Below are 25,532 nucleotides of genomic sequence, written 5' to 3'. Positions count from 1 at the left end.
AGCGAAGCCTTAAATGAGGAAGTATTGCAGCAGATCATTGAGGAACAGTTGGCCGTGTGGCGTGGCGACCAGGCGCGTCGGGTCGGCCACAAGCAAGCCTCGTTGTTCAGCCTGATACCTGGCGCTGGCCAGCAAATCGACGCTCAGACCGGTGCGCTGTTGAAATAATGCAGCGTCTACGCCATCGGTCAATCGAAGTGCATTCATCAGAAACTCAAAGGGCATCTCGTCAGCGCTGAGGGCTTTTTCCCCAGCTTGAAACGGCTTTGCCGGATTGAGGTAATCCTTAGGCAGACGCGTTTTCCAGGTACGGATAATGCGCCCGTCCGGATGGCTCAACTTGCCGTGCGCACCCGCACCGATGCCGATGAAATCGCCAAAACTCCAGTAGTTCAGGTTGTGCCGCGCGGGTTTCCCGGGCTGGGCATAGGCCGACACTTCGTATTGCACGTAGCCGTTTTCTGCAAGCAGCGTCTGACCTGCTTCTTGAATGTCCCAAAGCGTGTCGTCTTCTGGCAGCGTTGGCGGCTGATTCCAGAACACAGTATTGGGCTCCAGCGTCAGCTGATACCAGGACAGATGCGTCGGCGCCAGGGCGATGGCCTGACGCAGATCGCTCAATGCGTCTTCTTGCGACTGATCAGGTAAACCGTGCATCAAGTCCAGATTGAAGTTATCGAACCCGGCCCGACGTGCCATGTCTGCCGCGCGCACCGCTTCGTCGCCGTTATGAATGCGGCCCAAGGCCTTGAGCTTGGCTTCCTGAAAGCTCTGGATGCCGATCGACAGGCGATTGATGCCCAGCCCGTGATAAGCGCTGAACTTCACCTGCTCGAACGTTCCGGGGTTGGCTTCAAGAGTGATTTCGATGTCCGGCGCGAAGCGAATCCGCTCCTCCACGCCCTTGAGCAATCGCCCCAAGGAGTTGGCGCTGAACAGGCTGGGCGTGCCGCCACCGAAGAATATCGAGGCCAGTTCGCGGCCATGGACATGGCACAGGTCCTGGTCGAGGTCCGCCAGCAGCGCGTCGACGTATTCATCTTCCGGCAGGACGGGGCTTGCGGTGTGGGAGTTGAAATCGCAATACGGGCATTTGCGCACGCACCACGGGATGTGGATGTACAGCGACAACGGTGGCAGTTGCGGCAGCCCGGCGCGTGGCGCTTCGGACGAAAAACCGGCCTCGCCGAGAAACAGAGGCCGTGCAGTGGAGTCTTGTGTCATTGCAAGCCCAGGCGCTGCCGCAGGATAGACATGGCGCGGGCGCGATGGCTGAGCAGGTTTTTCCCGGCAGGGCTTAGTTCAGCGCTCGAGCAATCGCGCTCGGGCACCCAGAACAGCGGGTCGTAGCCAAAACCGTGCTCGCCGCGCGCCGTGCGCAGAATGCGCCCAGGCCACAGGCCCTCACAGAGAATCGGCAGCGGATCGTCGGCATGTCGCACCAGCGCCAGCACACAGACAAACTGCGCACCACGTTGAGCGTCCGGCACGTCTTTCAGTGCGTCCAGCAGCTTGGCGTTGTTGGCGGCATCGCCCTGGCCGTCGGCGTAACGCGCAGAATAAATCCCTGGCGCGCCACCGAGAAAATCCACCGCCAGTCCTGAATCGTCTGCCAGAGACGGCAGGCCAGAGATGCGCGCAGCATTGCGCGCTTTCAGGATGGCGTTCTCGACGAACGACAGACCGGTCTCTTCCGGCTCCACGTCACTGAACTCGCCGATTGAGCGCAATTGCACGCTGGCGCCAAGCATGGCCTGGAGTTCTTTGAGTTTGCCGGCGTTGTGGCTGGCCAATACGAGCTGGGTGAGTTTCATCATTCGTCCGAAAAGATTTCCTGGTTGAAGCTGAACGCGTGTGCGTCGCCGTCGCCTGCTTTCACATTGACCGTAAAGGTGTAAATCGCCGAAGAACCAGGGTCCACCGCGAATTCGGCAAGGTAATTAACCGAGCCGCCAATATTGCTTTGCCTGAAAGCCAAAAGCTTGGACCGCCCGGTAAGGTCTTTTACTGACCCGGTAACGCTCGCGGGTACGGTCTTGCCGTCCTTGATCGCCGCAATGTTAAGCACGGCCTGGCTCTTGCTGCGTATGACTCCGACCTCCTGGGCGATGGACGGTTGCAGAAAGCTTGAGGCGAAGGCGTTGTAGTGAACGGTCAGGTCGCCGAAATGCTCTTGACGCTCCGGTCTGGCGTTGTCGGCGGCCATGGACGACGCGCAGGAAAACAGTGCCAGAAGAGTGCAAAACAGCGCGGTCAGGCGACGCATGATCGTTCTCCTTATTATTTTGGGTTCGCTTGCGCGGATCAGACCGCTATCTGGTGGTCCTGCAATCCAGGGCTGCTGACCCGGTAAATGCCAATCTCACCCAACAGGTTAGGCCATAGCTTGCTCGCCCAGCCATGCCGATGCTGCTGATCGACCGCCAGCCGATCAATGACCTTCGCTTCGCGGCCACGGCAAAGCGCTTCGAAGTCTTCGAACGTGCAGAAGTGGATGTTCGGCGTGTTGTACCAGGTGTATGGCAAAAAATCGGATACCGGCATGCGGCCCTTGCTCGCCAGATACCAGCGGCAGCGCCAGTGACCGAAGTTGGGGAAGGTGATGATGCACTGGCGTCCGACGCGCAGCATTTCATCGAGGATCCGGTCCGGGTAATGCACCGCTTGCAGCGCTTGGGTCATCACCACGACATCGAAGCTGTTGCTGGCGAAGTTGCCCAGCCCCTTGTCCAGATCCTGTTCGATGACGTTGACGCCTTTGCCCACGCAACGCGCGATGTTATCGGCGTCGTTTTCCAGGCCGTAGCCTGTCACTTGTTTGTTGTCGCGCAGCCAGGCGAGCAGTTCGCCGTCGCCGCAACCGAGGTCGAGCACCCGGCTGCCGGCAGGTATCCAGTGTTGGATGATGTCCAGGTCGGCTCTCATGGTGTCCTCAGATCTCAATTCGGTTCATGTAGCTGGAGAAGGCCTGCAGATAACGCGGAATCGGAATCAGGAAGGCGTCGTGGCCTTGCGGCGCATCGATTTCCAGGTAGCAGACGTCTTTCTTCGCAGCCATCAGCGCGTCAACCAGTTCCCGTGAGCGAGCTGGAGAGAAGCGCCAGTCGGTGGTGAACGAGATCACGCAGAATTTGGAAGTGGCGTTGCCGAAAGTGGCGGCCAGGTCGTCGTTGAAGTTGGCTGCCGGGTCAAAGTAATCCAGCGCCTTGGTCATCAACAGGTAGGTGTTGGCGTCGAAACGGCCGGAGAACTCTTCGCCCTGATAGCGCAGGTAGCTTTCAACCTGAAACTCGACGCTGTGGAAGTCGTAGTTGAGCTTCTCGCTCTTGAGGCCGCGGCCGAATTTCTCGCCCATCGAATCGTCGGACAGGTACGTGATGTGCCCGACCATGCGCGCCAGCATCAGACCGCGCTTGGGGATTACGCCGTGTTCCTGGAACGAGCCGCCGTGAAACTCAGGATCAGTGAGGATCGCCTGGCGCGCGACTTCGTTGAAGGCGATGTTCTGAGCCGACAACTTGGGTGCCGAGGCGATGGCCAGGCAATGACGCACGCGATCCGGATAGCTGATGGTCCATTGCAGGGCCTGCATGCCGCCCAGGCTGCCGCCAACGATGGCCGCCCATTGCGCGATGCCCAGGCGGTCAGCCAGCAACGCTTGGCTGTTGACCCAATCTTCGACCGTCAGCACCGGGAAGTCGGCGCCGAAGGGTTTGCCGTTTTCCGGATTGATGCTGCTTGGGCCTGTGGAGCCGTTACAGCCGCCCAGGTTGTTCAGGCTGACCACGAAGAAGCGATGGGTGTCGATCGGCTTGCCTGGGCCAATGCAGCTGTCCCACCAGCCAGGCTTGCGGTCTTCGCTGCTGTGATAACCGGCGGCATGGTGATGCCCGGACAAGGCGTGGCAGATCAACACGGCATTGCTGCGCGCGGCGTTGAGCGTGCCGTAGGTTTCGTAGATGAGGTCGTAGGCGGGCAGTGAGCGGCCACAAGCCAGAGCCAGAGGCTCGCTGAAATGCGCCATTTGCGGCGCGACTAGACCGACAGAATCTTCGGGAAAGACCGTGGACATCGACCCTGCTCTCGTTAAATGAGGCGTAAGTCTAAAGACCGCGGGGGGTAGCGGCAACAAGCATGGTGACTGTGCTGTTTTTGCAGGAGCGCGCTTGCCCGCCATCGCGGGCAAGCGCGCTCCTGCAGGATCCATCAAATCAACCGCCACAACTCCTGCGGCATGCCGGCGTACGCAGCCAGTTGCGGCATCAGGTAGGACTGCACCACTTGAATGGCGAGGAAGGCGAAGATCGGCGAGATGTCCATGCCGCCCAGGTTTGGAATGATCCGGCGAAATGGCGCCAGGATCGGCTCGCTGATCTGGTAGGCCAGTTCGGCGGCGGGGTTATGGCTGCCCGGCGCGATCCAGGACACGATCACCATAATGATCATCGCGACCCAGAAGATCTTCAGTAGCAACGAGGTCACGCCCAGTATCGACCAGATGAACAGGTGTGGGATATCGCCGATGGTGCCGTAGGTCATCATCAGCACGAACGCCATCAGTAGCGCCTGGATAATGATCGCCAACAGCAGTGACGATGTATCAAGCCCCAGAACGCTCGGGACGATGCGGCGAATAGGCTTGAGCAGCGGCTGCGTGGCACGCACCGCGAACTGGCTTAGTGGGTTGTAGAAGTTGGCCTTGACCAGCTGCAGCACGAAGCGCAGCAGAACGATGGCGAGGTAAAGGCTGATCAGCGTCTGTACAACGAACACCGTGGCGCCAGTGAGTGCATTCATAGACTTCTCCTTATTTGCCCATGACTTCGGCCATCTCGGCCGAACGGTGGGCGGCGGCGCTGAGGGCGGTTTCGACAATCGCTTCGAAACCGCTGGCCTGGAATGATTTGATCGCAGCTTCAGTCGTGCCCGCAGGTGAGGTCACACGGCGGCGCAGTTCTGCAGCATCGACATCACTGCCGGTAGCCATCAGCGCAGCGCCCAAAGCGGTTTGCAGGGTGAATTTGGCCGCGACATCAGCCGGCAAGCCGAGCTTCACGCCGGCGGCCGTCATGGCTTCGATCAGCAGAAAGAAATACGCCGGGCCGCTGCCGGAAACTGCGGTTACGGCGTCCAGTTGTTTTTCTTCGTCCAGCCACAGGGCGATACCCACCGCCGACAGCAGCTCCTCGGCCTGATCCCGTTGTGCGGGGCTGACCTCTTCGGTCGCATATAACCCGCTCACGCCTTGGCGCAACAACGCCGGCGTGTTGGGCATGCAGCGCACGATCGGCTGCTCGCCCAGCCAGGCTTTCATGCTCGCGCAGGTGATGCCCGCTGCAATCGAGACCATCAACTGGTTGGGTTTCAGATGAGGGCGCAGCGCTTCGCAGACCGCTTTCATCATCTGCGGCTTGACCGCCAACAGCACAACGTCAGCGTTTTCGATGGCTTGGGCGTTATCAGCGAATACTTTGATGCCATGTTCTGTCGACACGCGTTCGCGGGTTTCTGCGCCAGGGTCACTGGCGTGGATCAGATCGGGTTCGACGCCCTGGGCGCGTAGCCCGCCGATGAGGCTGGCGGCCATGTTGCCTGCGCCGATGAATGCGATGCGAGTCTTGCTCATGAACGAATTCCTGTGGGGCAAAGGGTTAGGGCTGACCGTAATCACGGGCGCCAAAAAGGGCAGTGCCGATCCGCACCCAGGTCGCGCCGTGTGCAATGGCGGCTTCCAGATCGTGGCTCATACCCATGGAAAGGGTGTCCAGCGGCAGCTTCAGCGAGTCTTGCAGTGTGCGTACCGCTGCAAAAGCCGCGTTCTGCTCACTGTCGTCGTTGGTAGGTTCGGGAATTGCCATCAAACCGCGCAGTCTCAAATTGGGTAGCGCAGAGATCGCGTCCGCCAAAGCAGGCAAGTCTTCGGGGGTGCAGCCGGATTTGCTGGCCTCACCGCTGACGTTGACCTGAATGCAGATATTGAGCGGCGGCAGTTCGTTGGGGCGTTGTTCGGAGAGGCGTTGTGCGATTTTCAGCCGATCCACGGAATGCACCCAGTCAAAGTGCTCGGCAATCGCGCGAGTCTTGTTCGATTGAATGGGGCCGATGAAATGCCAGATCAAGGGCAGGTCAGCCAATTCGAGCTGTTTGCTCAGGGCTTCCTGAAGGTAATTCTCGCCAAAATCGCGCAAACCGGCGGCATGTGCTTCGCGCAGGTCACTGGCCAGTTTGGTCTTGCTCACGGCGAGCAGACCGATGGACGAGGGATCGCGCTGCGCAGCCTGTGCGGCTACGCGAATTCGCTCACCGAGCGTTGAAATGTTCTCTGCTATCGTGGACATTGATTTGCGCCAGCAGGGCTAAAGTCTGCGGCATTCTATGTGATGAGGAGCTGTATGGATATTACCGAGCTGCTTGCCTTCAGTGCCAAGCAAGGCGCGTCGGACTTACACCTCTCGGCTGGCCTGCCGCCGATGATTCGGGTCGATGGCGATGTGCGCCGGATCAACCTGCCGCCGCTGGACCAGAAAGAGGTTCAGGGGCTGATCTACGACATCATGAACGACAAGCAGCGCAAGGATTTCGAAGAGGATCTGGAAACCGACTTTTCCTTCGAAGTGCCCGGCGTTGCGCGGTTTCGGGTTAACGCCTTCAACCAGAATCGCGGCGCAGGCGCGGTCTTCCGCACCATTCCCTCCAAAGTCTTGAGCATGGAAGACTTGGGGATGGGAGAAGTGTTTCGCAAGATTACCGATGTCCCCCGGGGCCTGGTACTGGTGACTGGCCCGACCGGTTCGGGTAAGTCGACGACGCTGGCGGCAATGGTCGATTACCTGAACGCCAACAAGCATCACCACATCCTTACCATCGAAGACCCGATCGAGTTCGTTCACGAATCCAAGAAAAGCCTGATCAACCAGCGCGAAGTCCACCGTGATACCCACGGCTTTGCCGAAGCGTTGCGTTCGGCATTGCGTGAAGACCCGGACGTGATTCTGGTGGGCGAGCTGCGAGATCTGGAAACGATTCGGCTGGCGCTGACGGCCGCGGAAACCGGTCACCTGGTGTTCGGCACTTTGCACACCACCTCGGCGGCGAAAAGCATCGACCGGATCGTCGACGTGTTCCCGGCGCAGGAAAAATCGATGATTCGCTCGATGCTGTCTGAATCGCTGCACGCCATCGTTTCACAGGCGCTGTTGAAGAAGGTCGGCGGCGGGCGAGTGGCGGCGCACGAAATCATGATCGGCACGTCGGCGATCCGAAACCTGATCCGGGAAGACAAGGTTGCGCAGATGTATTCTTCGATTCAAACCGGCGGGGCGCTGGGGATGCAGACACTGGACATGTGTCTGAAGGATCTGGTGAGCAAAGGCATCATCACGCGGGAAAGCGCGCGGGAGAAAGCAAAAACGCCTGACAATTTCTAGTTGTCAGGCGCTTTTTTGCGTACCGCTCAATCAATGTGGGAGGGAGCTTGCTCGCGATTAATCAAACAGCCGCTAGATATCCAGCGGATGTGCTGACCTCATCGCGAGCAAGCTCCCTCCCACAATTGCATCACATTCGCTTGTGCTTAACGCTGAGCGAGTCGCACCGTCGGCTTGCGCGAAGAAGGTGGTTGCTTTGGCAACACGCGCTTGGCAACGACGTAATGGCTGTCCCAATACGGTTTGTTCAGCGTATCGACCGTCACCGACTTACCACGACGTGGCGCATGTACAAACTGTCCGCCGCCCAGGTAGATGGCGACGTGATTGACCTGACGGCTCTTGATATTGAAAAACAGCAAGTCACCCGGCTTCAAATCCTTGCGATCAACCTTCTGCCCGTGGCCTTCGGCCATGGCGTTGGAAGTGCGCGGCAAATCCACTTCGCTTACATCGTTAAACGCATATTTCACCAAACCACTGCAGTCGAACCCTTTTGTTGGGCTGGAACCGCCCCAACGATAGGGTGTACCGATGGCATTCATGGCGCGATTAACGACAGTGCTGCTTTGCTTGGTGTTACCCGGCGCCATGCTGGCGAGGGCGACAGTGTTTTTGGAAACCCTGTGGGACGACGGACGATTGGACGTCTTGCCGTTTTTGGCTTTGCGCTTGGAGGTCGCCAATGGAGCGGCGGTCTCATCCAGTGCAGCCATCGCGGCGCGTTGCGCGGCGATATTGCGGGTTACTGTTTCCGAGGACTGCGTCTTGGCGGTGAAGCCGTTGAAGCTCGCAGGTAACGGTTGCTCACGGTTGGTGGCGTGGGCGGCCAGTGGCATAAATAGGCAAATAGTTAGCCATGTCTTGAAAAATGGACGCATTAGGCAGGGCTCATATTGGTCAGCGCGCAACTTTATAACAGCTTTTTTTGTCAATTCGGACCCGCTTGTCGAATCATTTACTGCCCGGCGGGTCAGTTTTGACGTCAAAATTGTCACACAGCTGTGAGCATCCCCTTTAGTTACAAGGGTTTGCCGAATGCTTGAGAGGTTCCCGCCATACGTCGGAACGAGTCACAAAAGTCACAAGCTTTACGCATATTTTTTTCTATCAGCACAAAAGAGGCTGCCGATGAATACCTATGAAGTGGACGTTCAGCGTCCTGACACCCACAGCAAAATCATGGGCTACGTGCTCTGGATCGTCGGATTTACAGGCGCACACCGTTTCTATTACGGCAAACCTGTCACCGGAACGATCTGGTTTTTGACCTTGGGCGTGTTCGGCATTGGCTGGTTGATCGACGTGTTTCTCATCCCGTCGATGGACCGCGAAGCGGACCTGCGTTTCAACGCCGGCACGACCGATTACAGCGTCGCCTGGATTCTGCTGACATTTCTGGGTGTGTTTGGCGTGCACCGGATGTATCAAGGCAAATGGATCACCGGGATCATCTATGCGCTGACAGGTGGGCTGTTCTTGATCGGCGTGCTTTATGACTTCTGGACGCTTAATGACCAGATTTCGATGAAGAATGCCCGGCGGACGTGAGATCGGAGCATGGCCCCTGTGGGAGCGAATTCATTCGCGAAGCTTTCATCAGACGCCAATGCAAGCGTGTGTTTGAGACTCTTCGCGAACAAGTTCGCTCCTACAGGGGCGTGGTGTCAGGAGGTGTAACTGATCCGTCCATCTACAAATGTGTACTTCACCGCGCTTGGCAGGCAGTGTCCGAGGAATGGGCAGTTTTCACCCTTGGACAACCACTGCTCGCCCGCCACCGTTGAAGCTGCCGGGTCGAACAGCACCAGATCCGCCGGCGAACCCGCTGCCAAACGTCCTGCTGGCAAGCGCAACGCCGCGGCGGGCCCTGCGCTCAGGCGCGACAGCAGCGTCGGCAGATCCAGCAAACCGTCTTCCACCAGCGTCATCGCCAAAGGCAGCAGCAGCTCGACGGTGCTCATGCCCGGCTCCGTTGCGCCGAATGGCGCCAGCTTGGCATCACGCTCATGGGGCTGATGATGGCTGGAGATCGCTTGAATCACCCCCGATTTCACCCCTTCACGCAGCGCGTCGCGGTCCGCGCGGGTGCGCAGTGGCGGTTGCACGTGGTAAACGCTGGAGAAGTCGATCAGCGCCTCGTCGGTCAAGATCAACTGATACAGCGCCACATCCGCCGTCACCGGCAAACCTCGCGCCTGGGCCTGAGCGATCAACTCGACGCCGCGAGCCGCGGTCAGCTGGCTGAAATGCGCACGTACGCCGCTTTGTTCAACCAGCAGCAAATCGCGGGCTAGCGCGACGGTTTCGGCGGTTTCAGGAATGCCCGCCAGACCAAGGAACGCTGCCGTCGGGCCGTCGTGGGCCAACCCGCCTTCTGCGAGATCGAAATCCTGTGAATTGAAAATCACCGTCAGGTCGAACGTCGCGGCGTACTCCAGCGCACGACACAGCGTGCGGTTGCTGCGAAAGCTCACCAGGCCGTTGGTGAAGGCCACGCAGCCGGCATCGCGCAGCGCGATCAATTCGGCCAGTTGCTCACCTTCCAGCCCCTTGCTCAGCGCGCCGATGGGGAACACTTTGCTGTATCCGGCTTCTCGTGCGCGGTCGAGAATCAGCTCGGCCACGGCGGAAGTGTCCAGCACCGGTTTGGTTCTCGGCGGGCAGCACAGGCTGGTCACACCGCCGGCCGCGGCGGCGCGGGTTTCACTGGCGATGCTGCCTTTACGGCTGTAGCCCGGTTCCCGTAGCGAGACATTCAGATCCACCAGCCCGGGCGCTGCGATCAGGCCGTTGGCGTCGATGGTCTGCGAAGGCTCGAAACCGGCAGGCGCGGCGCCAAACGCCAGGATTTTGCCGGCTTCCAAGTGGATATCTGTGACTTGATCCAGACCGCTGACAGGGTCGATGACGCGAGCGCCGACGATACTGAACTTCACTGGGCGTTCTCCTGCTCGAACTGACGTTGCGCGGTCTGCCCGCTCATGGCCATGGACAACACGGCCATGCGCACGGCGATGCCGTAAGTGACTTGATTGAGGATGACCGAGTGCGCGCCGTCGGCAACCGCCGATTCGATTTCCACACCTCGGTTGATCGGGCCAGGGTGCATGACGATGGCATCAGGCTTGGCGCCGGCCAGGCGAGCGGTGGTCAGGCCGAACAGGCGGTAGAACTCACCTTCGCTCGGCAACAGGCCGCCCGACATGCGCTCGCGTTGCAGGCGCAGCATGATCACCACGTCGACATCTTTCAGGCCTTCGGTCAGGTCGGTGTAGACCTTGACGCCGTATTGCTCGACCCCGATCGGCAGCAAGGTCTTGGGCGCGACCACGCGGATGTCCGGGCAGCCAAGGGCCTTGAGCGCGATCATGTTCGAGCGCGCGACCCGCGAATGCAGGATGTCACCGACGATAGCCACCGAGAGGTTCTCGAAGCTACCTTTGTGGCGGCGAATGGTCAGCATGTCGAGCATGCCCTGAGTCGGGTGCGCGTGACGCCCGTCGCCGCCGTTGATGATTGCCACCTGTGGGCAGACATGCTCGGCGATGAAGTGCGCGGCCCCCGAATCGCCGTGGCGCACGACGAACATGTCGGCGGCCATGGCTTCGAGGTTGCGCAGGGTGTCGAACAGCGTTTCACCCTTGCTGGTCGATGACGTCGACACGTTCAGGGTGATCACGTCCGCCGACAGCCGCTGGGCCGCCAGTTCAAAAGTGGTGCGAGTGCGCGTCGAGTTCTCGAAGAACACGTTGCACACGGTCTTGCCGCGCAATAACGGGACTTTCTTCACCGCCCGCGCGCCAACTTCCAGAAAGGAGTCGGCGGTGTCGAGGATTTCGGTGAGCAGCTCGCGGGGCAAACCGTCGAGCGAGAGGAAATGCTGCAGCTGACCCTGATGGTTGAGCTGTAGCGGGCGCTTGGCGTCGAGAGGCGTCATCGCAAGGGACTCGTGTTAGAGGGCGGCGGATTCGGTGGAAAGGTCTTGCAGCTCAAGCGTCAATGGCGTTGGGCCGGACAGCTTCACGCGCTCGTTGGGCGCCAGCGACAGGGTCGCGCCAACCACGTTGGGCCGTATCGGTAACTCGCCAGCGTCCAGGTCCAGCAGCGACACCAACGTCACGCTGGCCGGGCGGCCATAGTCGAACAGCTCGTTCAGCGCGGCGCGAATCGTGCGGCCGCTCATCAAAACGTCGTCGACCAGGATCAGATGCTGGCCTTCGATCTCGAATGGCAGCTCCGATGGACGCACTTGAGGGTGCAGGCCGTTCTGACTGAAGTCGTCGCGGTAGAACGAAACATCCAGCGTGCCGAGGGCGGAATCATTGCCCAGCGCCTCTTGCAGCGCTTGCGCGACCCAAATGCCACCGGTGCGAATGCCGATGAAACGGGGCTCGCTGATGTCGCGTTTTTGCAAATGGGCCGTGAGATCGGTCGCCATCTGGCTGATCAGGTCGGCGGGGTTCGGCAGGCTCATGGTGGCTCCTTCAGGTGCCCGAGGGCGTTCGCGTGAACGCTCGGGTCAAATCTCAAATTCGGTGGGGCGCAAATCGTCAGACGTTGAACAAAGCGGTGTTGGCTTCCAGCCAGCCCTGCAATAACAGTGCGGCGGCGATGGCGTCCACCGGGTTGTCCCGATAACTGCCGCGCTGACCGCCACGGGCCATGCGTTCGCCCTTGGCTTCAAAGGTGGTCAGGCGTTCGTCGTGGGTATACACCGGCAGATTGAAACGGCCATTGAGCTTGCGCGAAAACTTTTCGGCGCGGGCGCTCATGTCGCTGGGCGTGCCGTCCATGTTCAAGGGCAGTCCGACGACAATGGCGTCCGGCTTCCATTCAGTGATCAGCGCTTGCACCTTGTCCCAGTCCGGGACGCCGTTCTGCGCTTTGAGCGTGCACAGCTCGCGGGCCTGGCCGGTGATCACCTGACCGACCGCAACGCCGATCTGTTTGGTGCCATAGTCAAAACCCAGTAGCAGTCGCATCCCGGCCATCAGGCGTGGCCCGCCTGGCTGGTGAGCAAATTCAGGTTGATGCCGAGCTTGGCGGCGGCTGCGTCGAGGCGCAGTTCGCTGTCGACGTCAAACAGGATGGCCGGATCGAACGCGCAATTGAGCCAGGCATTGGCGGCAAATTCCGCCTCCAATTGGCCAGCGTCCCAGCCTGCGTAGCCCAGGGTGATCAAATTCTGATCAGGTCCGTAGCCGTCAGCGATGGAAAACAAGACGTCCTGTGAGGTAGACAGCGCCACGCCGCCCAGATCGACCGTGGCCTGAAACACCGGGCCCGGCGGGTGCAGCACGAAGCCACGGTCGGTCTGGACCGGTCCGCCGATGTGAATGGGGATGTGCTGGCAACGAACGGGGGGCGGCAGTTCCGGTCGCAACTGCTCAAGGATGTCCGCTAGCGACAGGCTTTGCGGGCGGTTGATCACCAGCCCCATGGCGCCATTGGCGTTGTGCTCGACGATGTAGGTCAAGGTCTGCGCGAAGTGCTGATCGTGCATGTGTGGCATGGCGATCAGGAACTGATGCTTGAGGTACGACGGAGTGACGTTTTTCATGAGCCCTAGTGTGGCGCCGTGGGGCAGTTGTGACAACTGTCGTGGTTCGCAGATTTGCTGTAGGCGCGAATTCATTCGCGAGAAATTTTGAGGTCGGAGTTACTTTAGCGCCTGGCCCACTGCTCGCGAATAAATTCGCTTCTACAGAGCGCGGTCTCAATTACTGGAAAGCTTATCCCCGCGCGCAAACTTCCAGGTGCGGATAATTTCCAGGCGGTCGATGTCCGCCAGATCGCCGGTAAACGGCGAAAAGGGCGCAGCCAGCCGGACAATCTTCTGCGCGGCCTGGTCCAGCAGCGGCTGGCCGGAGGATTCCAGAACCAGCACTTCATACAGAGAGCCGTCGCGATTGATCGAAACCATCATCCGCAAACTGCCGTAGATCTGTTTACGCCGGGCTTCCTCGGGGTAATTGAGGTTGCCCACCCGCTCGATCTTCTTGCGCCAGTCCTCTTTGTACCAGGCGCCCTTGTCCTTCATGGTCGAGGCCGCGCTCAACCGATGAATCTTCGGGCGCTTGGCGTAAGCCTGCTGCTCGTTTGAAAGCTCGGCTTCGAGGCTGGCGATTTCGCTGTTCAACTGAGTGCTGTCGAATGTCGGCGCGACTTTCTTGGGTTCTTCAGGTTTGACCTCTTCGCGCTTGGCGACGGTCTTTTCCTTGGCCGCAGCTTTGGTGGCGACGGCAGTCTTGGGCGCTTCCTGCTTGACCACCGGTTTGGCGGAAGGAGGCGGCGTGATCTTATTGATCTGGGTGTCTTGGTACTGCGCGATTTCTGTGACCTTGGGCACGGCCTTCTTGTCGAGCGTGCCGCTGCCTTGCTGGTTTTCCTGCGCAAGGAAGTCTGCGTCCTTGGGCTTGGTATCGCTTTTGAACGGCGCGAGGGTGATTTCGAGGGTCTGGCTGATGGTTTCAGGTTTCACGTAGGTGAAGCCCACACCCAGGATCAGCGCCAGATGCACCAGTGCTGCAATCAGCAGGGTAAAACCCAGACGATCAGCCGGGCGCACGCCGGTGCGAACCAGATCCTTCGGGAGATCGTTGTCGACCACAGCGTTCATTGGCGATCCGGGATCACAAAAGCCAGCATTGCAAAACCAACCTCAGGCGTATTTCAAGCCGCGCATGATAACGCACTGTTTGCCGGTATCAGGGCTTTGATGCGCACGGAGCGATTAGTGGAGATTGTGGCGTGTAGCTCTGTACGAGCGAATTTATTCGCGAGAGGCCGGTGCGGGGCACACAGCTCTGTGTTCACGAAACCGGCTCGCGAATAAATTCGCTCCTACAGATATGCATCACGCCTTCTGCAATTTCTTCTCGATCACATCCATCAACATCCCGCCGATATCAGTACCGAACGCGTTGTCGATCTCGCGAATGCAGGTCGGGCTGGTCACGTTGATCTCGGTCAGATGCTCGCCGATCACGTCCAGGCCTACAAACAGAAGGCCCTTTTCTCGCAGGGTGGGGCCGATTTCGGCGGCGATCCAGCGATCACGATCCGTCAGCGGACGCGCTTCACCCCGGCCACCGGCCGCCAGGTTGCCACGGGTTTCGCCAGCAGCAGGAATGCGCGCCAGGCAATACGGCACAGGTTCTCCGTCGACCATCAGAATGCGTTTGTCGCCGTCCTTGATCGCCGGCAGATACGCCTGCGCCATGATCTGCTCCTGGCCGTGCTTGGTCAGGGTTTCCAGAATCACCGACAGGTTCGGGTCTTCGGCACGGTGGCGGAAGATCGATGCGCCGCCCATGCCGTCCAGCGGTTTGAGGATCACATCGCCATGCTTGGCTGCAAATTCACGCAGGATGTCCGAGCGACGGCTGACCAGCGTTGGCGGCGTGCACTGTGGGAACAACGTGGCGAACAGCTTCTCGTTGCAGTCACGCAGGCTCTGTGGCTTGTTGACCACCAGCACGCCAGCGCGCTCGGCCTGCTCCAGCAAATACGTGGAGTAGACGAATTCCATGTCGAACGGCGGGTCCTTGCGCATCAGGATCACGTCCAGATCGTCCAGGCCGCTGTCGACTTCGGCTTCCAGCTCGAACCAGTGGGCCGGGTCTGCGAAAACTTTCAGCGGTTTCATCCGCGCGCGGGCCTGGCCTGCGTCTTGATACAGGTCGTGCTGTTCCATATAGAACAGCGACCACCCCCGCGCTTGCGCTGCAAGGAGCATGGCCAGCGAGCTGTCCTTTTTGTAGGAGATGCGCTCGATGGGGTCCATGACAATTCCTAGGCGAACGCTCATGGGCAATATCCTCTGGTCGGTAATGGCCGCAATGGCCTGAAAATAGGCGTCAGGGTGGCGCCGTGCTTGCGCGGGGTCAAGGGGCACACGCTTTATGGATTGCGTCTGGAGAGTGTGCTAAAAAGGCTCGGCATCGGGCTGAGGCCCCCTTGCGTCTGACCCCTCTAGATCGGGGTTTGACGTTCCCGACCCGTACCAGACACCCAACGCAAGGCGACCCATCCGATTTGCCGCGGCGAGGGTAGAGCAGACATGGAACAGCATTCAGCCCCATTGAAAGTGATGGTCATCGACGATTCCCGTACGATTCGTCGTACCGCCGAGACGCTGTTGAAGAACGTCGGCTGCGAGGTCATCACCGCCATCGACGGCTTCGACGCGTTGGCAAAAATTGCCGATAACCACCCGCGAATCATCTTTGTCGACATCATGATGCCGCGTCTGGATGGCTATCAAACCTGTGCATTGATCAAGAACAACCGAGCGTTCAAGTCAACGCCGGTGATCATGCTGTCCTCCAAGGACGGATTGTTCGATAAAGCGAAGGGCCGGATCGTAGGTTCTGACCAGTTTTTGACCAAGCCTTTTAGCAAGGAAGAACTGCTGGGCGCGATCAAGGCCCATGTGCCGGGTTTCGTGGCAGTAGAACAACAACTATCTTGATGCCAGCCCACTGTTGATGGGCGGCTGTTCCTATGGGGAAACACCATGGCTCGAATTCTGATCGTCGATGACTCGCCGACCGAAATGTACAAGTTGACCGGCATGCTCGAAAAGTACGGTCACGAAGTCCTGAAGGCTGAAAACGGTGCCGATGGCGTGGCCCTCGCGCGTCAGGAAAAGCCCGATGCTGTGTTGATGGACATCGTCATGCCCGGCCTCAACGGCTTTCAGGCCACCCGTCAGCTGACCAAAGATGCTGACACCAACATGATCCCCGTGATCATGATCACCACCAAGGATCAGGAAACCGACAAGGTCTGGGGCAAACGCCAGGGCGCGCGGGACTACCTGACCAAACCGGTGGACGAAGAAACCCTCATGAAAACCCTGAACGCGGTTCTTGCGGGCTGATCGCCGGCAGGCAGCCATGGCTCAGTCACAAACCGCGTTTCAACTGCTGCTCGATATCGATCAGCGATGCCGCTCGCTCGCAGCGGGTCTGCCTTTGCAGGAGACCCGTCAGCAAGGCTGGAGCGGCATCGGTTTTCGGATGGGGGAGCATTTTTACGTCGCGCCCATGGGCGAAGTCGGCGAAATCCTTCACGAACCGCGCTATGCGGCGCTGCCGGGCGTGAAACCCTGGGTCAAAGGGATTGCCAATCTGCGCGGGCGCCTGCTGCCAATCATGGATTTGTGTGCGTTTTTTGGTCACGAACTCTCGCCCCTTCGTAAGCAGCGGCGGGTGTTGGTGATTGATCATCAGGACGTGTTCGCAGGCTTGCTGGTCGACGAAGTGTTGGGGGTTCAGCACTTCAATGAGCGCAGTCTGATGCCGGAAACGCCGGGCACCTGCGAGGCACCCATTGCGGCATTTGTGCAGGGGCAGTTTTTGCGTGAACAAGCCTGGCTCGTGTTCAGCCCCAGATCACTGGTGCAGTCGCCCGGATTTATGGAGGTAGCGCTGTAATGTTGGGCGTCGATGATGTGCTCAGCCTTTTCCAATGCCCGAATGCAGTGGGTCCAGGCGGGGGCCTGATCAATGAGTAACACTGGTAAATCACTCGAAGGTGCGCGCAGTCGCTCGCTGATCCTTGTCCTGTTCGTGGCGCTGATCATCTTCATCATGCTGCTGTTCGCCAACTTCGCGTACCTGAGCACGCAGTCCAATTACGACAAACAGTACATCGGCCATGCCGGCGAGCTGCGTGTGTTGTCCCAGCGCATCGCCAAGAACGCCACCGAGGCCGCTGCCGGTAAGCCCGCTGCCTTCAAACTGCTGGCCGATGCGCGCAACGATTTTGACCTGCGCTGGCAGATCCTGAAAAAGGGCGACAAGAACACCGGCCTGCCCGCAGCGCCCGAGAACGTTGAGGGCGAACTCAAGGCGGTGCAGACCGATTGGGAAAACCTGCGCAAAAATACCGATGTGATTCTGTCCCGTGAGCAAACAGTGCTTTCGCTGCATCAGGTGGCCGCGACCTTGGCCGAGACCATCCCGCAGTTGCAGATCGAGTCCGAGAAGGTCGTCGACATCCTGCTGCAAAACCGCGCGCCGGCCACCCAGGTGGCGTTGGCGCAACGCCAGTCGTTGCTCGCCGAACGCATCCTCGGCGCTGTGAACACCGTGCTTTCCGGCGACGAAACTGCCGTGCAGGCCGCCGACGCGTTCGGTCGCGACGCCAACCAGTTTGGTCGCGTCTTGAGCGGGATGATCGACGGTAATCCCGCGCTGAAGATCACTCAGGTCGAGGACAAAGATGCCCGCGCGCGTCTGGCCGAGATCGCCGAGCTGTTCCAGTTCGTGTCCGGATCTGTGGACGAGATTCTCGAAACATCGCCCGAGCTGCTCGATGTTCGTGAGGCGGCCGGCAACATTTTCAATCTGTCGCAGACCCTGCTGGACGAGGCCTCGGTACTGGCCAACAGTTTTGAACACATGGCAGGCGGCCGACTGCTGCACAGCTACGGCGGCTACTTGCTGGGTTTGTTGGCGCTGGGTTCGATCATCCTGATCGGTCTGGTGATGGTCCGCGAAACCAATCGCCAGCTGCGCGAAACGGCTGAGAAGAACGAGCGCAACCAGACCGCGATCATGCGCCTGCTGGATGAAATCGAGGATCTGGCCGATGGCGATCTGACGGTTGCCGCCTCGGTGACCGAAGACTTCACCGGCGCCATCGCAGATTCCATCAACTATTCCATCGATCAACTGCGCGAACTGGTGGCAACGATCAACCTGACCGCTGAGCAAGTGTTCGGCGCCGTAAAGGACACGCAGACCACCGCTACTCAGCTGGCTGCCGCCTCCGAACATCAGGCGCTGCAGATTGCTGCTGCTTCGAACGCGATCCATGACATGTCGGCCTCCATCGAGCAAGTTTCAGCCAACGCCTCGGAATCATCCTCGGTGGCCGAGCGCTCGGTGGCGATTGCCAACAAGGGTAATGAGGTGGTGCACAACACCATCAACGGCATGGACAATATTCGCGAGCAAATCCAGGACACTTCCAAGCGGATCAAACGCCTGGGCGAGTCGTCTCAAGAGATCGGAGATATTGTCAGCCTGATCGACGACATTGCGGACCAGACTAATATTCTGGCGCTCAATGCCGCGATTCAGGCGTCGATGGCCGGTGATGCCGGTCGCGGCTTTGCGGTCGTGGCCGATGAAGTGCAGCGACTGGCCGAGCGCTCATCTTCGGCAACCAAGCAGATCGAAACGCTGGTGCGGGCGATCCAGAACGACACCAACGAGGCCGTGATTTCCATGGAGCAAACCACCACTGAAGTGGTGCGTGGCGCGCGTTTGGCGCAGGATGCCGGAGTTGCTCTGGAAGAAATCGAAGGCGTTTCTAAGGTCCTCGCGGCCTTGATCGAAAGCATCACCAATGCTGCTCAACAGCAGGCCGCGCTGGGCCAGCAGATTTCAGAAACCATGACGGTGATTCAGCAAACCACCACGCAAACCACGTCGGGCACCGCCGCCACCGCCAAGAGCATGGGCAACCTGGCGAAGATGGCCAGCGAGATGCGGCGATCGGTGTCCGGTTTCACGCTGCCGACACGAGACAGGCATTGATCGCCTTGAGATATGAGCGGAGTCATCATGGCTGATCGGCACGATTACGTGGCCCTGGAGTGGGTCAAGGGCGAGATCGCCGAGACCCTCAAGCAAGCCAGACAATCGCTGGAAATCTTTGTCGCGAGCCCCGATGATTCGACGGCGATGGACGCCTGTCTGGACGCCATTCACCAGGTTCACGGCAGCCTGCAAATGATCGAGTTCTACGGCGCAGCGCTGCTGGCCGAAGAGATCGAGCAACTGGCGTTGGCGTTGAAGCAGGATCGAGTCAGCCGACACGCCGAGGCCGTTCAGTTGCTGACGTTGGCGCTCGGCCAATTGCCGGTGTACCTGGATCGCATTCACTCGGCGCGTCGCGATCTGCCGCTGGTGGTGTTGCCGCTGCTCAACGACCTGCGCAGCGCCCGAGGCGAGAGTCTGCTCTCGGAAACCAGCCTGTTCGCCCCGCAATTACTTGCTGTGCCTGAACTGGACGCACAAACCCTGGCACTGCGCGACACGCCTGAATTACCCGGCCTGCTGCGCAAGTTGCGACAGACGTTGCAGACCGCACTGGTCGGCCTTTTGCGTGAGCAAGACCTGCAAAAGCAATTGGGCTACATGACCAAAGTATTCGCCCGGCTTGAGTTGCTGTGCAAGGACGCGCCCTTGGGCCCCTTGTGGCGTATCGCCTCGGCGCTGGTGGAAACCATGGCCAGCGGCAATTTCGCCAACAGCCCCGCGCTGCGCAGCCTGTTCAAGGACGCCGATAAAGAACTCAAGCGCTTGCTCGATCAGGGCATCGTCGCGATCAACCAGCCTGCGCCAGACGAACTGCTCAAAAGCCTGCTGTTTTACATCGCCAAGTCCGACAGTCAGGCGCAGAAGATGCTTGATCTGAAGGACCAGTACGGCCTCGACGACGCCCTGCCGCACAGCGCGCTGGTCGATGAAGAGCGCGCACGCATGGCCGGGCCTGATCGCGACGCGATGCGCTCGGTGATTGTGGCGCTGTGTGATGAGTTGGTTCGCACCAAGGAGCGACTGGACGTTTTCGTGCGTGGCGACCGTCAGCACGTCAGCGAACTGGGTGCGTTGTTGCCGCCGCTGCGACAGATCGCCGACACGCTGGCGGTATTGGGTTTCGGTCAGCCGCGCAAAGTGATCATCGATCAACTGGCGGTCGTGCAAGGGCTGGCGCAAGGGCAGCGTGAAGCCAGCGATGCAGCGTTGATGGACGTAGCGGGGGCGTTGCTCTACGTCGAAGCAACGTTGGCGGGTATGGCCGGTACGGTGGACCAGAGCAGTCGCGAAGAAAGCCGCTTGCCGACCACCGATCTGAGCCAGATTCACCAGTTGGTGATCAAGGAAGCCCGCGTCGTCCTGCAACAAGCCAAAGATGTGATCGTCGATTACATCGATGGTGAATGGGACCGCGAGCGGCTGGAGCCGTTGTCGGCGCTGCTGATTCAAGTACGCGGCGCGCTGGCGATGATTCCGCTGGCCCGTGCGTCCGGCCTGTTATCGGCGTGCAACGATTACATCCTTGAGCACCTGCTGGTCGAAGAAGGCCGCCCCGCGCAAACGCAGCTCGACAGCCTCGCTGAAGCGCTGACCGGAGTCGAGTATTACCTGGAGCGCATGGCCGAGGACCCGGAAGCGCCCGGCGAGCATGTGCTGGACCTGGCCCAGGCAAGTCTGGCCAGGCTGGGTTACTCGCCTGTCTCGGACGCGGTTGAGCTGCCAGTGCTCGAAGAGGTCATCAGCGACCAGGAAATGGTTGACCTGCGCGCCCGCCAGGCCTTGGTCAGTCCGACTCAAACGATTGCCGAGGTACTGGCTGTCCCGGTTTCTGCGGTCAATCCGCCTGCGCGGCACGTACCTGCCAGCCTGCTGCCGCCGCCCAAGGGCGAGGCCGGTGTGGACGACGAACTGCGTGACGTATTCCTTGAAGAAACCGATGAGATGCTGGCCGCGCTGCACCGTTACCTGCCGCGCTGGTTCGCCGACACTGACGACTTTCCGGCGCTGACCGAAATTCGTCGCGCCTTCCACACGCTAAAGGGCAGTGGCCGGATGGTTCGGGCGCTGATCTTGGGTGAGCTGGCGTGGTCGGTAGAAAACCTGCTCAACCGCGTGCTGGAAGACAGCGTCGAGCCCGGCGCCGAGGTGCGCCAGTTGTTGGCAGACGTGCAGGCGCTGCTGCCTGACATCATTCGTGATTTCGCCGAAGATGTTCAGCGTCAGCGCGACGATGTCGACGTGTTGGCTGCGCGGGCCCATGCACTTTCTCGTGGCTTGGAGCTGCCGGACACGCAAGCGGTCACCTTTGAACAAGCGGCCGCTGACCCTGACGCTGCGGACGAAGCAGAAGAGGGCTTTGACCCGCAGTTGCTGGGGATCTTTCGCCAGGAAGCACAAACCCATCTCGAAACGCTCGGCCGCTTTATCCACGCGAGTCACGACGTTGAGTCATTAACGTTTAGCGACGACTTGCTGCGCGCGCTGCATACGCTCAAGGGCAGCGCCTATATGGCCGGCGTGTTGCCGATGGCCGAGTTGGCCAGCCCGCTGGATCAATTGGTGCGCGAGTTCAAGACCAATCAGATCGCCGTTGCCCAGTCTGAAATCGAGTTGCTGCGCGCCAGCGAACCGCTCTTCCGGGCAGGTCTGGCGCAATTGGACGATGATCCATTGCGCCCCATTCCGGGTGCTGCGCAATTGATCGAGTCGGCGCGCGCCTTGCTCGATGAACGCATGGCCGCCGCGATGAGCGCCGCCGACAACGGCTTGCGCACTCGGCCCAACCCCAAGTTGATCGAGACTTTTCTGGCCGAGGGCATGGACATCCTGCTCGACGCCGAAGGCCTGCTCAAACGCTGGCGGCAGCACCCTGGCGAGCGCCAGGAGCTGACGGAGTTGCTCGACGAATTGACCACGCTCGGTCACGGCGCGCACATGGCCGATCTGCCGCAGGTGGATGAGCTGTGCGAAGCGTTGCTGGATCTGTACGGCGCAGTGGAAGAAAGCAGTCTGGGCGTCAGCGAACGGTTTTTTCATGAGGCCGAAAACGCCCATGAGGCGCTGATCAACATGCTCGATCAGGTCGCCGCCGGTCAGCAGGTCGAGCCATGTCCTGAGCGTATTCGCGCGCTGCGTGAGCTGCTTGATGAGGCATTGGAGCCGGGTGCCATGGGCGTGATCAAAACCGGTGACGACGGCACGCTGAGTCTCACCGATTTGCCTGCGCTGCAAACCGAATCAGAGGCCCCCGCTACAGACGATTCCCCGAACGTGCTGGATCAGGAAATCGTCGAAATCTTCCTCGAAGAAGCCGTGGATATTCTCGACAGCGCAGGCCAAGCCTTGCAGCGCTGGCTGGATGATCCTGAAAACCCGATGCCGCTGTCCTCGTTGCAGCGTGACTTGCACACGCTCAAGGGCGGGGCGCGGATGGCTGAAATCGAGCCGGTGGGTGATCTGGGTCACGAACTGGAATCATTGTACGAAGGGCTGATCGATCGACGTTGCAGCTACAGCCCTCAGTTGGGCGAGCTGTTGGTGAGCAGCCACGATCACCTGGCGCTGATGCTTGAGCAGTTGCAGCATCACAAACCGTTGACCTCGCCGCAGCCGGTGGTCGAGGCCATTCGCGAGTTTCGCCAGAGCAATTGCTACGGCCAGCCGAGTGAGCTGGAAACCGCGCCGCCGCCGCGCAATGTCGGTTCGATGATTCAGACGCTGAACGAGCGCGACCCTGAGCTGCTGGAAATCTTCCTCGAGGAAGGCTACGACATCATCGAAAGCTCCGGCGCGGCGCTGGTGCGCTGGCAAGCCGATCCACAAAACACGCTGGAAGTGGAAAACCTGCTGCGCGACCTGCACACGCTCAAGGGCGGCGCCCGAATGGTCGAAATCGCGCCGATTGGCGATCTCGCCCACGAGCTGGAATCGCTGTACGAGAGCTTGGCGTCCGGTGGCCTGAAAGAGAACAGCGCGCTGCTTAACGGCCTGCTGCAAAGCGGCCACGACATGCTGGCTGACATGCTCGACGCCGTTCGGGCGTACGAGCCGTTGCCCAATCCAGCCTTGCTGATCGACAGCATTCATCAGTATTCCGCCTCCGGTGGCGTGGGCGAGGGGGTGAAAAAGCCGCTCGAAGCGCCTGTCGCAGTCCCGCTGCCGGCCGATCCCGCCGCCCAGTCCTTGACCCCCGACGCAGACGCCGAGCGCACCGGCCCGGAAATGGTCAAAGTCCCCGCTGAGCAGCTGGAAGATCTGGTCAATCTGGCGGGCGAAACCTCTATTTTCCGCGGACGCATCGAACAACAGGTCATCGACGCCCAAGGCACGCTGACTGAAATGGAGACCACCATCGAGCGAATGCGCGACCAGTTGCGGCGTCTGGACATCGAAACCCAGGGGCGGATTCACAGTCGCGATCAGATTCAGGCCGAGCGGTTGGGCTACGAAGAATTCGACCCGCTTGAAATGGACCGCCATTCGCAGTTGCAGCAGTTGTCACGGGCGCTGTTTGAGTCCGCCTCCGACCTGATGGACTTGAAGCAGACCCTGGACACTCGTGCCCACGACGCTCAAACCCTCCTCCAGCAGCAGGCTCGGGTGAACACCGAGTTGCAGGAAAGCCTGATGCGCACGCGCATGGTGCCTTTCGAGCGCATGGTGCCGCGCCTGCGCCGTATCGTTCGGCAGGTGTCCGGCGAGCTGAACAAAAAGGTCATCTTCGACGTCATCAACGCTGAAGGTGAAATGGACCGCAACGTGCTTGAACGCATGGTCGCGCCGCTGGAGCACATGCTGCGTAATGCCATCGATCACGGCCTTGAAAGCACGGAAAAACGCCTCGAGGCGGGCAAGCCGGAAGCGGGGCACATCACCCTGAGCCTGACCCACGAAGGCGGCGATATCGTCATTGAAATGAGTGACGACGGCGCAGGTGTTGACTTTGAAGCAGTGCGGCGCAAGGCGATCAAGCGCGGGATGATTGGCCCTCATGCTGTATTAAGCGACCACGACACGTTGCAATTCATCCTGCAGGCGGGCTTTTCGACGGCCGAAACCATCACCCAGATTTCCGGGCGCGGGGTGGGCATGGACGTGGTTCATGCCGAGGTCAAAGAGCTGGGCGGGTCGATGGTGATCGATTCCAAATCGGGGCAGGGCGCGCGTTTCCGCATTCGGCTGCCGTTCTCGGTGTCGGTCAACCGGGCGCTGATGGTGCAGTGTGGCGAGGAGCAATACGCCGTGCCGCTGAACAGCATCGAAGGCATCGTGCGGGTCATGCCTGTTGAGCTGGAGGCGTATTACCAGGCCAGCCCGCCGCGCTATCAATACGGCGAGCGGACCTATGAGCTTCGCTATCTCGGTGAGCTGCTGAGCAATGCCCACCCGCCCAAACTGGTTGGCCAGATCCAACCGCTGCCGGTCCTGCTGGTGCATGTGCACGATCAGTGGCTAGCGGTGCAGGTCGATGCGCTGGCGGGGTCTCGCGAGATCGTGGTGAAAAACCTCGGCGTGCAGTTCTCGGGCGTGCAGGGCATATCCGGCGCTACGATTTTGGGGGATGGCCGGGTGGTGCTGATCCTTGATCTGTTTGCCCATATCCGCAGGTTTCACGCGCGACAGCTGGCGTTGCAAGCCTCTGGCGAATCCCCTGCGCGTTACGTCGAAGCCGAGCAGACGAAACCGCTGTTGGTGATGGTGGTGGACGATTCCATCACCGTGCGCAAGGTCACCGGGCGCCTGTTGGAGCGCAACGGCATGAACGTGCTGACTGCCAAAGACGGGGTAGACGCCATGGCGCTGCTGCAGGAGCACACGCCGGACATCATGCTGCTGGACATCGAAATGCCCCGCATGGACGGCTTTGAAGTCGCCAGCAAAATCCGCGCGGACGAAGGGCTCAAGCATCTGCCGATCATCATGATCACCTCACGCTCAGGCCAGAAACATCGTGATCGGGCTTTTGCCGTCGGGGTGAATGACTACATGAGCAAGCCTTATCAAGAGGCCGCCTTGCTGGAGAGCATCGCGCACTGGAGTCATGTGCATGTCTGACACCACCAGCCAAGCCGCGCGCCTGTCGAGCCTTACCGGTTTGCTGTTACCACTGAGCGACCGCTTTTTGTTGCTCCCGAACGTCGCCGTGGCCGAGCTGATCGACTATCAAGACAGCGTGGCCGACCCAGGTGCGCCGCAGTGGTATCTGGGGCCGATCAACTGGCGTCATCTTTCTTTGCCGCTGCTCAGCTTTGAAGCCGCCTGCGGCAGTCGGGCGATTGTCGGTGGCCGGGCGCGGATTGTTATTCTCAACGCCCTTGGCGGTCGGCCTGATCTGAAATTCATCGCTTTGCTGACCCAGGGTATCCCGCGTTCCTGCAAGGTCGACAGCCAGCTGAGCTACGTCGACGTGCCGCTCGATGAACTGGAGTTGGCGGCTGTGCAGGTCGGGGATACCGTGGCGAAGATTCCTGATCTCGTGGCGCTGGAACAGTGGTTGGTGGACGCGGGGTTGGTGCAGGTGGTGGGGCCGGGTATTTGAGGGGGA

24 protein-coding genes are annotated in these 25,532 nt (G+C 60.1%); 8 read left to right on the top strand and 16 right to left on the bottom strand.

Annotated elements, in window-relative coordinates; translation table 11 throughout:
• Nucleotides 1-9: 9 nt before the first annotated feature.
• The 8 genes from hemW to ACWKWM_RS14615 form a co-directional block, all read right to left on the bottom strand.
• Nucleotides 10-1,224 carry a radical SAM family heme chaperone HemW gene (gene hemW / locus ACWKWM_RS14650; RefSeq protein WP_483846823.1) on the bottom strand — a complete coding sequence of 405 codons (1,215 nt, stop codon included), beginning with the start codon at nt 1,222-1,224 and terminating at the stop codon, nt 10-12.
• On the bottom strand, nt 1,221-1,817 hold the full coding sequence (gene rdgB / locus ACWKWM_RS14645; RefSeq protein WP_483846822.1) for an RdgB/HAM1 family non-canonical purine NTP pyrophosphatase: 597 nt from the start codon (nt 1,815-1,817) through the stop codon (nt 1,221-1,223). The genes hemW and rdgB overlap by 4 nt, the downstream gene beginning before the upstream one ends.
• Nucleotides 1,814-2,266, bottom strand: coding sequence for a DUF4426 domain-containing protein (locus ACWKWM_RS14640; RefSeq protein ID WP_483846821.1), 453 nt, complete (start codon nt 2,264-2,266; stop codon nt 1,814-1,816). The genes rdgB and ACWKWM_RS14640 overlap by 4 nt, the downstream gene beginning before the upstream one ends.
• 38 nt (nt 2,267-2,304) lie before the next feature.
• Complete coding sequence (metW, locus tag ACWKWM_RS14635; protein WP_483846820.1) at nt 2,305-2,925, bottom strand: methionine biosynthesis protein MetW; 621 nt, start codon at nt 2,923-2,925, stop codon at nt 2,305-2,307.
• A gap of 7 nt (nt 2,926-2,932) precedes the next feature.
• Nucleotides 2,933-4,072, bottom strand: coding sequence for a homoserine O-succinyltransferase MetX (metX, locus tag ACWKWM_RS14630; RefSeq protein WP_483846819.1), 1,140 nt, complete (start codon nt 4,070-4,072; stop codon nt 2,933-2,935).
• Nucleotides 4,073-4,206: 134 nt separating this feature from the next.
• On the bottom strand, nt 4,207-4,797 hold the full coding sequence (locus ACWKWM_RS14625) for a YggT family protein (RefSeq protein ID WP_483846818.1): 591 nt from the start codon (nt 4,795-4,797) through the stop codon (nt 4,207-4,209).
• A gap of 10 nt (nt 4,798-4,807) precedes the next feature.
• Entirely contained in the window at nt 4,808-5,626 is an 819-nt protein-coding gene (gene proC, locus ACWKWM_RS14620) for a pyrroline-5-carboxylate reductase (protein WP_483846817.1), read from the bottom strand.
• Nucleotides 5,627-5,651: 25 nt separating this feature from the next.
• Nucleotides 5,652-6,338, bottom strand: a complete 687-nt coding sequence (locus tag ACWKWM_RS14615) for a YggS family pyridoxal phosphate-dependent enzyme (protein WP_483846816.1) — start codon at nt 6,336-6,338, stop codon at nt 5,652-5,654.
• 54 nt (nt 6,339-6,392) lie between these two features.
• Here ACWKWM_RS14615 and ACWKWM_RS14610 point away from each other — a divergent pair, with 54 nt between their 5' ends.
• Nucleotides 6,393-7,427: a type IV pilus twitching motility protein PilT gene (locus ACWKWM_RS14610; protein WP_483846815.1), complete on the top strand. Its 1,035-nt coding sequence runs from the start codon at nt 6,393-6,395 to the stop codon at nt 7,425-7,427.
• Between the two features lie 146 nt (nt 7,428-7,573).
• Here the strand turns inward: ACWKWM_RS14610 and ACWKWM_RS14605 are convergent, their stop codons facing one another.
• The gene (locus ACWKWM_RS14605; RefSeq protein WP_483846814.1) at nt 7,574-8,308 is read right to left on the bottom strand and encodes a C40 family peptidase; all 735 of its coding nucleotides are present in this window, start codon (nt 8,306-8,308) and stop codon (nt 7,574-7,576) included.
• Between the two features lie 250 nt (nt 8,309-8,558).
• Between ACWKWM_RS14605 and ACWKWM_RS14600 the strand changes: the two genes are divergently transcribed.
• Nucleotides 8,559-8,978, top strand: a complete 420-nt coding sequence (locus ACWKWM_RS14600; protein ID WP_483846813.1) for an NINE protein — start codon at nt 8,559-8,561, stop codon at nt 8,976-8,978.
• Between the two features lie 116 nt (nt 8,979-9,094).
• Here ACWKWM_RS14600 and ACWKWM_RS14595 read toward each other — a convergent pair whose 3' ends face one another.
• From ACWKWM_RS14595 to gshB, 7 genes are all read right to left on the bottom strand, one after another.
• Nucleotides 9,095-10,366: a dihydroorotase gene (locus tag ACWKWM_RS14595; protein ID WP_483846812.1), complete on the bottom strand. Its 1,272-nt coding sequence runs from the start codon at nt 10,364-10,366 to the stop codon at nt 9,095-9,097.
• Nucleotides 10,363-11,367: an aspartate carbamoyltransferase catalytic subunit gene (locus ACWKWM_RS14590; protein ID WP_483846811.1), complete on the bottom strand. Its 1,005-nt coding sequence runs from the start codon at nt 11,365-11,367 to the stop codon at nt 10,363-10,365. Before ACWKWM_RS14590 ends, ACWKWM_RS14595 begins: the two co-directional genes overlap by 4 nt.
• A 15-nt stretch (nt 11,368-11,382) precedes the next feature.
• Nucleotides 11,383-11,904: a bifunctional pyr operon transcriptional regulator/uracil phosphoribosyltransferase PyrR gene (gene pyrR / locus ACWKWM_RS14585; protein WP_483846810.1), complete on the bottom strand. Its 522-nt coding sequence runs from the start codon at nt 11,902-11,904 to the stop codon at nt 11,383-11,385.
• Nucleotides 11,905-11,980: 76 nt separating this feature from the next.
• Complete coding sequence (gene ruvX / locus ACWKWM_RS14580) at nt 11,981-12,421, bottom strand: Holliday junction resolvase RuvX (RefSeq protein WP_268798445.1); 441 nt, start codon at nt 12,419-12,421, stop codon at nt 11,981-11,983.
• Nucleotides 12,421-12,990, bottom strand: coding sequence for a YqgE/AlgH family protein (locus tag ACWKWM_RS14575; RefSeq protein ID WP_483846809.1), 570 nt, complete (start codon nt 12,988-12,990; stop codon nt 12,421-12,423). Before ACWKWM_RS14575 ends, ruvX begins: the two co-directional genes overlap by 1 nt.
• A 156-nt stretch (nt 12,991-13,146) precedes the next feature.
• Entirely contained in the window at nt 13,147-14,049 is a 903-nt protein-coding gene (locus ACWKWM_RS14570; RefSeq protein WP_483846808.1) for an energy transducer TonB, read from the bottom strand.
• A 237-nt stretch (nt 14,050-14,286) separates the two neighbouring features.
• Nucleotides 14,287-15,240: a glutathione synthase gene (gshB, locus tag ACWKWM_RS14565; RefSeq protein ID WP_483846807.1), complete on the bottom strand. Its 954-nt coding sequence runs from the start codon at nt 15,238-15,240 to the stop codon at nt 14,287-14,289.
• A gap of 252 nt (nt 15,241-15,492) precedes the next feature.
• Here gshB and pilG point away from each other — a divergent pair, with 252 nt between their 5' ends.
• The 6 genes from pilG (at nt 15,493) to ACWKWM_RS14535 (ending at nt 25,526) form a co-directional block, all read left to right on the top strand.
• Complete coding sequence (gene pilG, locus ACWKWM_RS14560; protein WP_483846806.1) at nt 15,493-15,903, top strand: twitching motility response regulator PilG; 411 nt, start codon at nt 15,493-15,495, stop codon at nt 15,901-15,903.
• Between the two features lie 45 nt (nt 15,904-15,948).
• Nucleotides 15,949-16,314 (top strand): twitching motility response regulator PilH, encoded by a 366-nt coding sequence (gene pilH / locus ACWKWM_RS14555; protein WP_483846805.1) that lies wholly within the window; start codon nt 15,949-15,951, stop codon nt 16,312-16,314.
• 16 nt (nt 16,315-16,330) lie between these two features.
• A complete protein-coding gene (locus tag ACWKWM_RS14550; protein WP_483846804.1) occupies nt 16,331-16,870 on the top strand; it encodes a chemotaxis protein CheW in 540 nt (179 codons plus the stop codon).
• 72 nt (nt 16,871-16,942) lie between these two features.
• The gene (locus tag ACWKWM_RS14545) at nt 16,943-18,982 is read left to right on the top strand and encodes a methyl-accepting chemotaxis protein (RefSeq protein WP_483846803.1); all 2,040 of its coding nucleotides are present in this window, start codon (nt 16,943-16,945) and stop codon (nt 18,980-18,982) included.
• Between the two features lie 27 nt (nt 18,983-19,009).
• The gene (locus ACWKWM_RS14540; protein ID WP_483846802.1) at nt 19,010-25,042 is read left to right on the top strand and encodes a hybrid sensor histidine kinase/response regulator; all 6,033 of its coding nucleotides are present in this window, start codon (nt 19,010-19,012) and stop codon (nt 25,040-25,042) included.
• Nucleotides 25,035-25,526, top strand: a complete 492-nt coding sequence (locus tag ACWKWM_RS14535; protein ID WP_483846801.1) for a chemotaxis protein CheW — start codon at nt 25,035-25,037, stop codon at nt 25,524-25,526. Before ACWKWM_RS14540 ends, ACWKWM_RS14535 begins: the two co-directional genes overlap by 8 nt.
• The last annotated feature ends 6 nt before the right edge of the window (nt 25,527-25,532 follow it).

The sequence above is a fragment of the Pseudomonas rosaeacicularis genome, from assembly GCF_057128745.1.
The sequence above is the reverse complement of the archived record's forward strand: the minus strand, read 5'-3'. Positions and strand labels throughout refer to the sequence as shown.

What these genes read in the sequence shown, in the direction of transcription:
- ACWKWM_RS14550 (WP_483846804.1), top strand. Translation starts at nt 16,331, where the DNA reads ATGGCTCAGTCACAAACCGCGTTTCAACTGCTGCTCGATATCGATCAG.
- hemW (WP_483846823.1), bottom strand. Translation starts at nt 1,224, where the DNA reads ATGACACAAGACTCCACTGCACGGCCTCTGTTTCTCGGCGAGGCCGGT.
- ruvX (WP_268798445.1), bottom strand. Translation starts at nt 12,421, where the DNA reads ATGGCCGGGATGCGACTGCTACTGGGTTTTGACTATGGCACCAAACAG.
- ACWKWM_RS14590 (WP_483846811.1), bottom strand. Translation starts at nt 11,367, where the DNA reads ATGACGCCTCTCGACGCCAAGCGCCCGCTACAGCTCAACCATCAGGGT.
- ACWKWM_RS14545 (WP_483846803.1), top strand. Translation starts at nt 16,943, where the DNA reads ATGAGTAACACTGGTAAATCACTCGAAGGTGCGCGCAGTCGCTCGCTG.
- ACWKWM_RS14640 (WP_483846821.1), bottom strand. Translation starts at nt 2,266, where the DNA reads ATGCGTCGCCTGACCGCGCTGTTTTGCACTCTTCTGGCACTGTTTTCC.
- ACWKWM_RS14600 (WP_483846813.1), top strand. Translation starts at nt 8,559, where the DNA reads ATGAATACCTATGAAGTGGACGTTCAGCGTCCTGACACCCACAGCAAA.
- ACWKWM_RS14540 (WP_483846802.1), top strand. Translation starts at nt 19,010, where the DNA reads ATGGCTGATCGGCACGATTACGTGGCCCTGGAGTGGGTCAAGGGCGAG.
- ACWKWM_RS14625 (WP_483846818.1), bottom strand. Translation starts at nt 4,797, where the DNA reads ATGAATGCACTCACTGGCGCCACGGTGTTCGTTGTACAGACGCTGATC.
- ACWKWM_RS14615 (WP_483846816.1), bottom strand. Translation starts at nt 6,338, where the DNA reads ATGTCCACGATAGCAGAGAACATTTCAACGCTCGGTGAGCGAATTCGC.
- pilH (WP_483846805.1), top strand. Translation starts at nt 15,949, where the DNA reads ATGGCTCGAATTCTGATCGTCGATGACTCGCCGACCGAAATGTACAAG.
- gshB (WP_483846807.1), bottom strand. Translation starts at nt 15,240, where the DNA reads ATGAGCGTTCGCCTAGGAATTGTCATGGACCCCATCGAGCGCATCTCC.
- ACWKWM_RS14605 (WP_483846814.1), bottom strand. Translation starts at nt 8,308, where the DNA reads ATGCGTCCATTTTTCAAGACATGGCTAACTATTTGCCTATTTATGCCA.
- metW (WP_483846820.1), bottom strand. Translation starts at nt 2,925, where the DNA reads ATGAGAGCCGACCTGGACATCATCCAACACTGGATACCTGCCGGCAGC.
- pilG (WP_483846806.1), top strand. Translation starts at nt 15,493, where the DNA reads ATGGAACAGCATTCAGCCCCATTGAAAGTGATGGTCATCGACGATTCC.
- ACWKWM_RS14535 (WP_483846801.1), top strand. Translation starts at nt 25,035, where the DNA reads ATGTCTGACACCACCAGCCAAGCCGCGCGCCTGTCGAGCCTTACCGGT.
- proC (WP_483846817.1), bottom strand. Translation starts at nt 5,626, where the DNA reads ATGAGCAAGACTCGCATCGCATTCATCGGCGCAGGCAACATGGCCGCC.
- ACWKWM_RS14570 (WP_483846808.1), bottom strand. Translation starts at nt 14,049, where the DNA reads ATGAACGCTGTGGTCGACAACGATCTCCCGAAGGATCTGGTTCGCACC.
- metX (WP_483846819.1), bottom strand. Translation starts at nt 4,072, where the DNA reads ATGTCCACGGTCTTTCCCGAAGATTCTGTCGGTCTAGTCGCGCCGCAA.
- pyrR (WP_483846810.1), bottom strand. Translation starts at nt 11,904, where the DNA reads ATGAGCCTGCCGAACCCCGCCGACCTGATCAGCCAGATGGCGACCGAT.
- rdgB (WP_483846822.1), bottom strand. Translation starts at nt 1,817, where the DNA reads ATGATGAAACTCACCCAGCTCGTATTGGCCAGCCACAACGCCGGCAAA.
- ACWKWM_RS14575 (WP_483846809.1), bottom strand. Translation starts at nt 12,990, where the DNA reads ATGAAAAACGTCACTCCGTCGTACCTCAAGCATCAGTTCCTGATCGCC.
- ACWKWM_RS14610 (WP_483846815.1), top strand. Translation starts at nt 6,393, where the DNA reads ATGGATATTACCGAGCTGCTTGCCTTCAGTGCCAAGCAAGGCGCGTCG.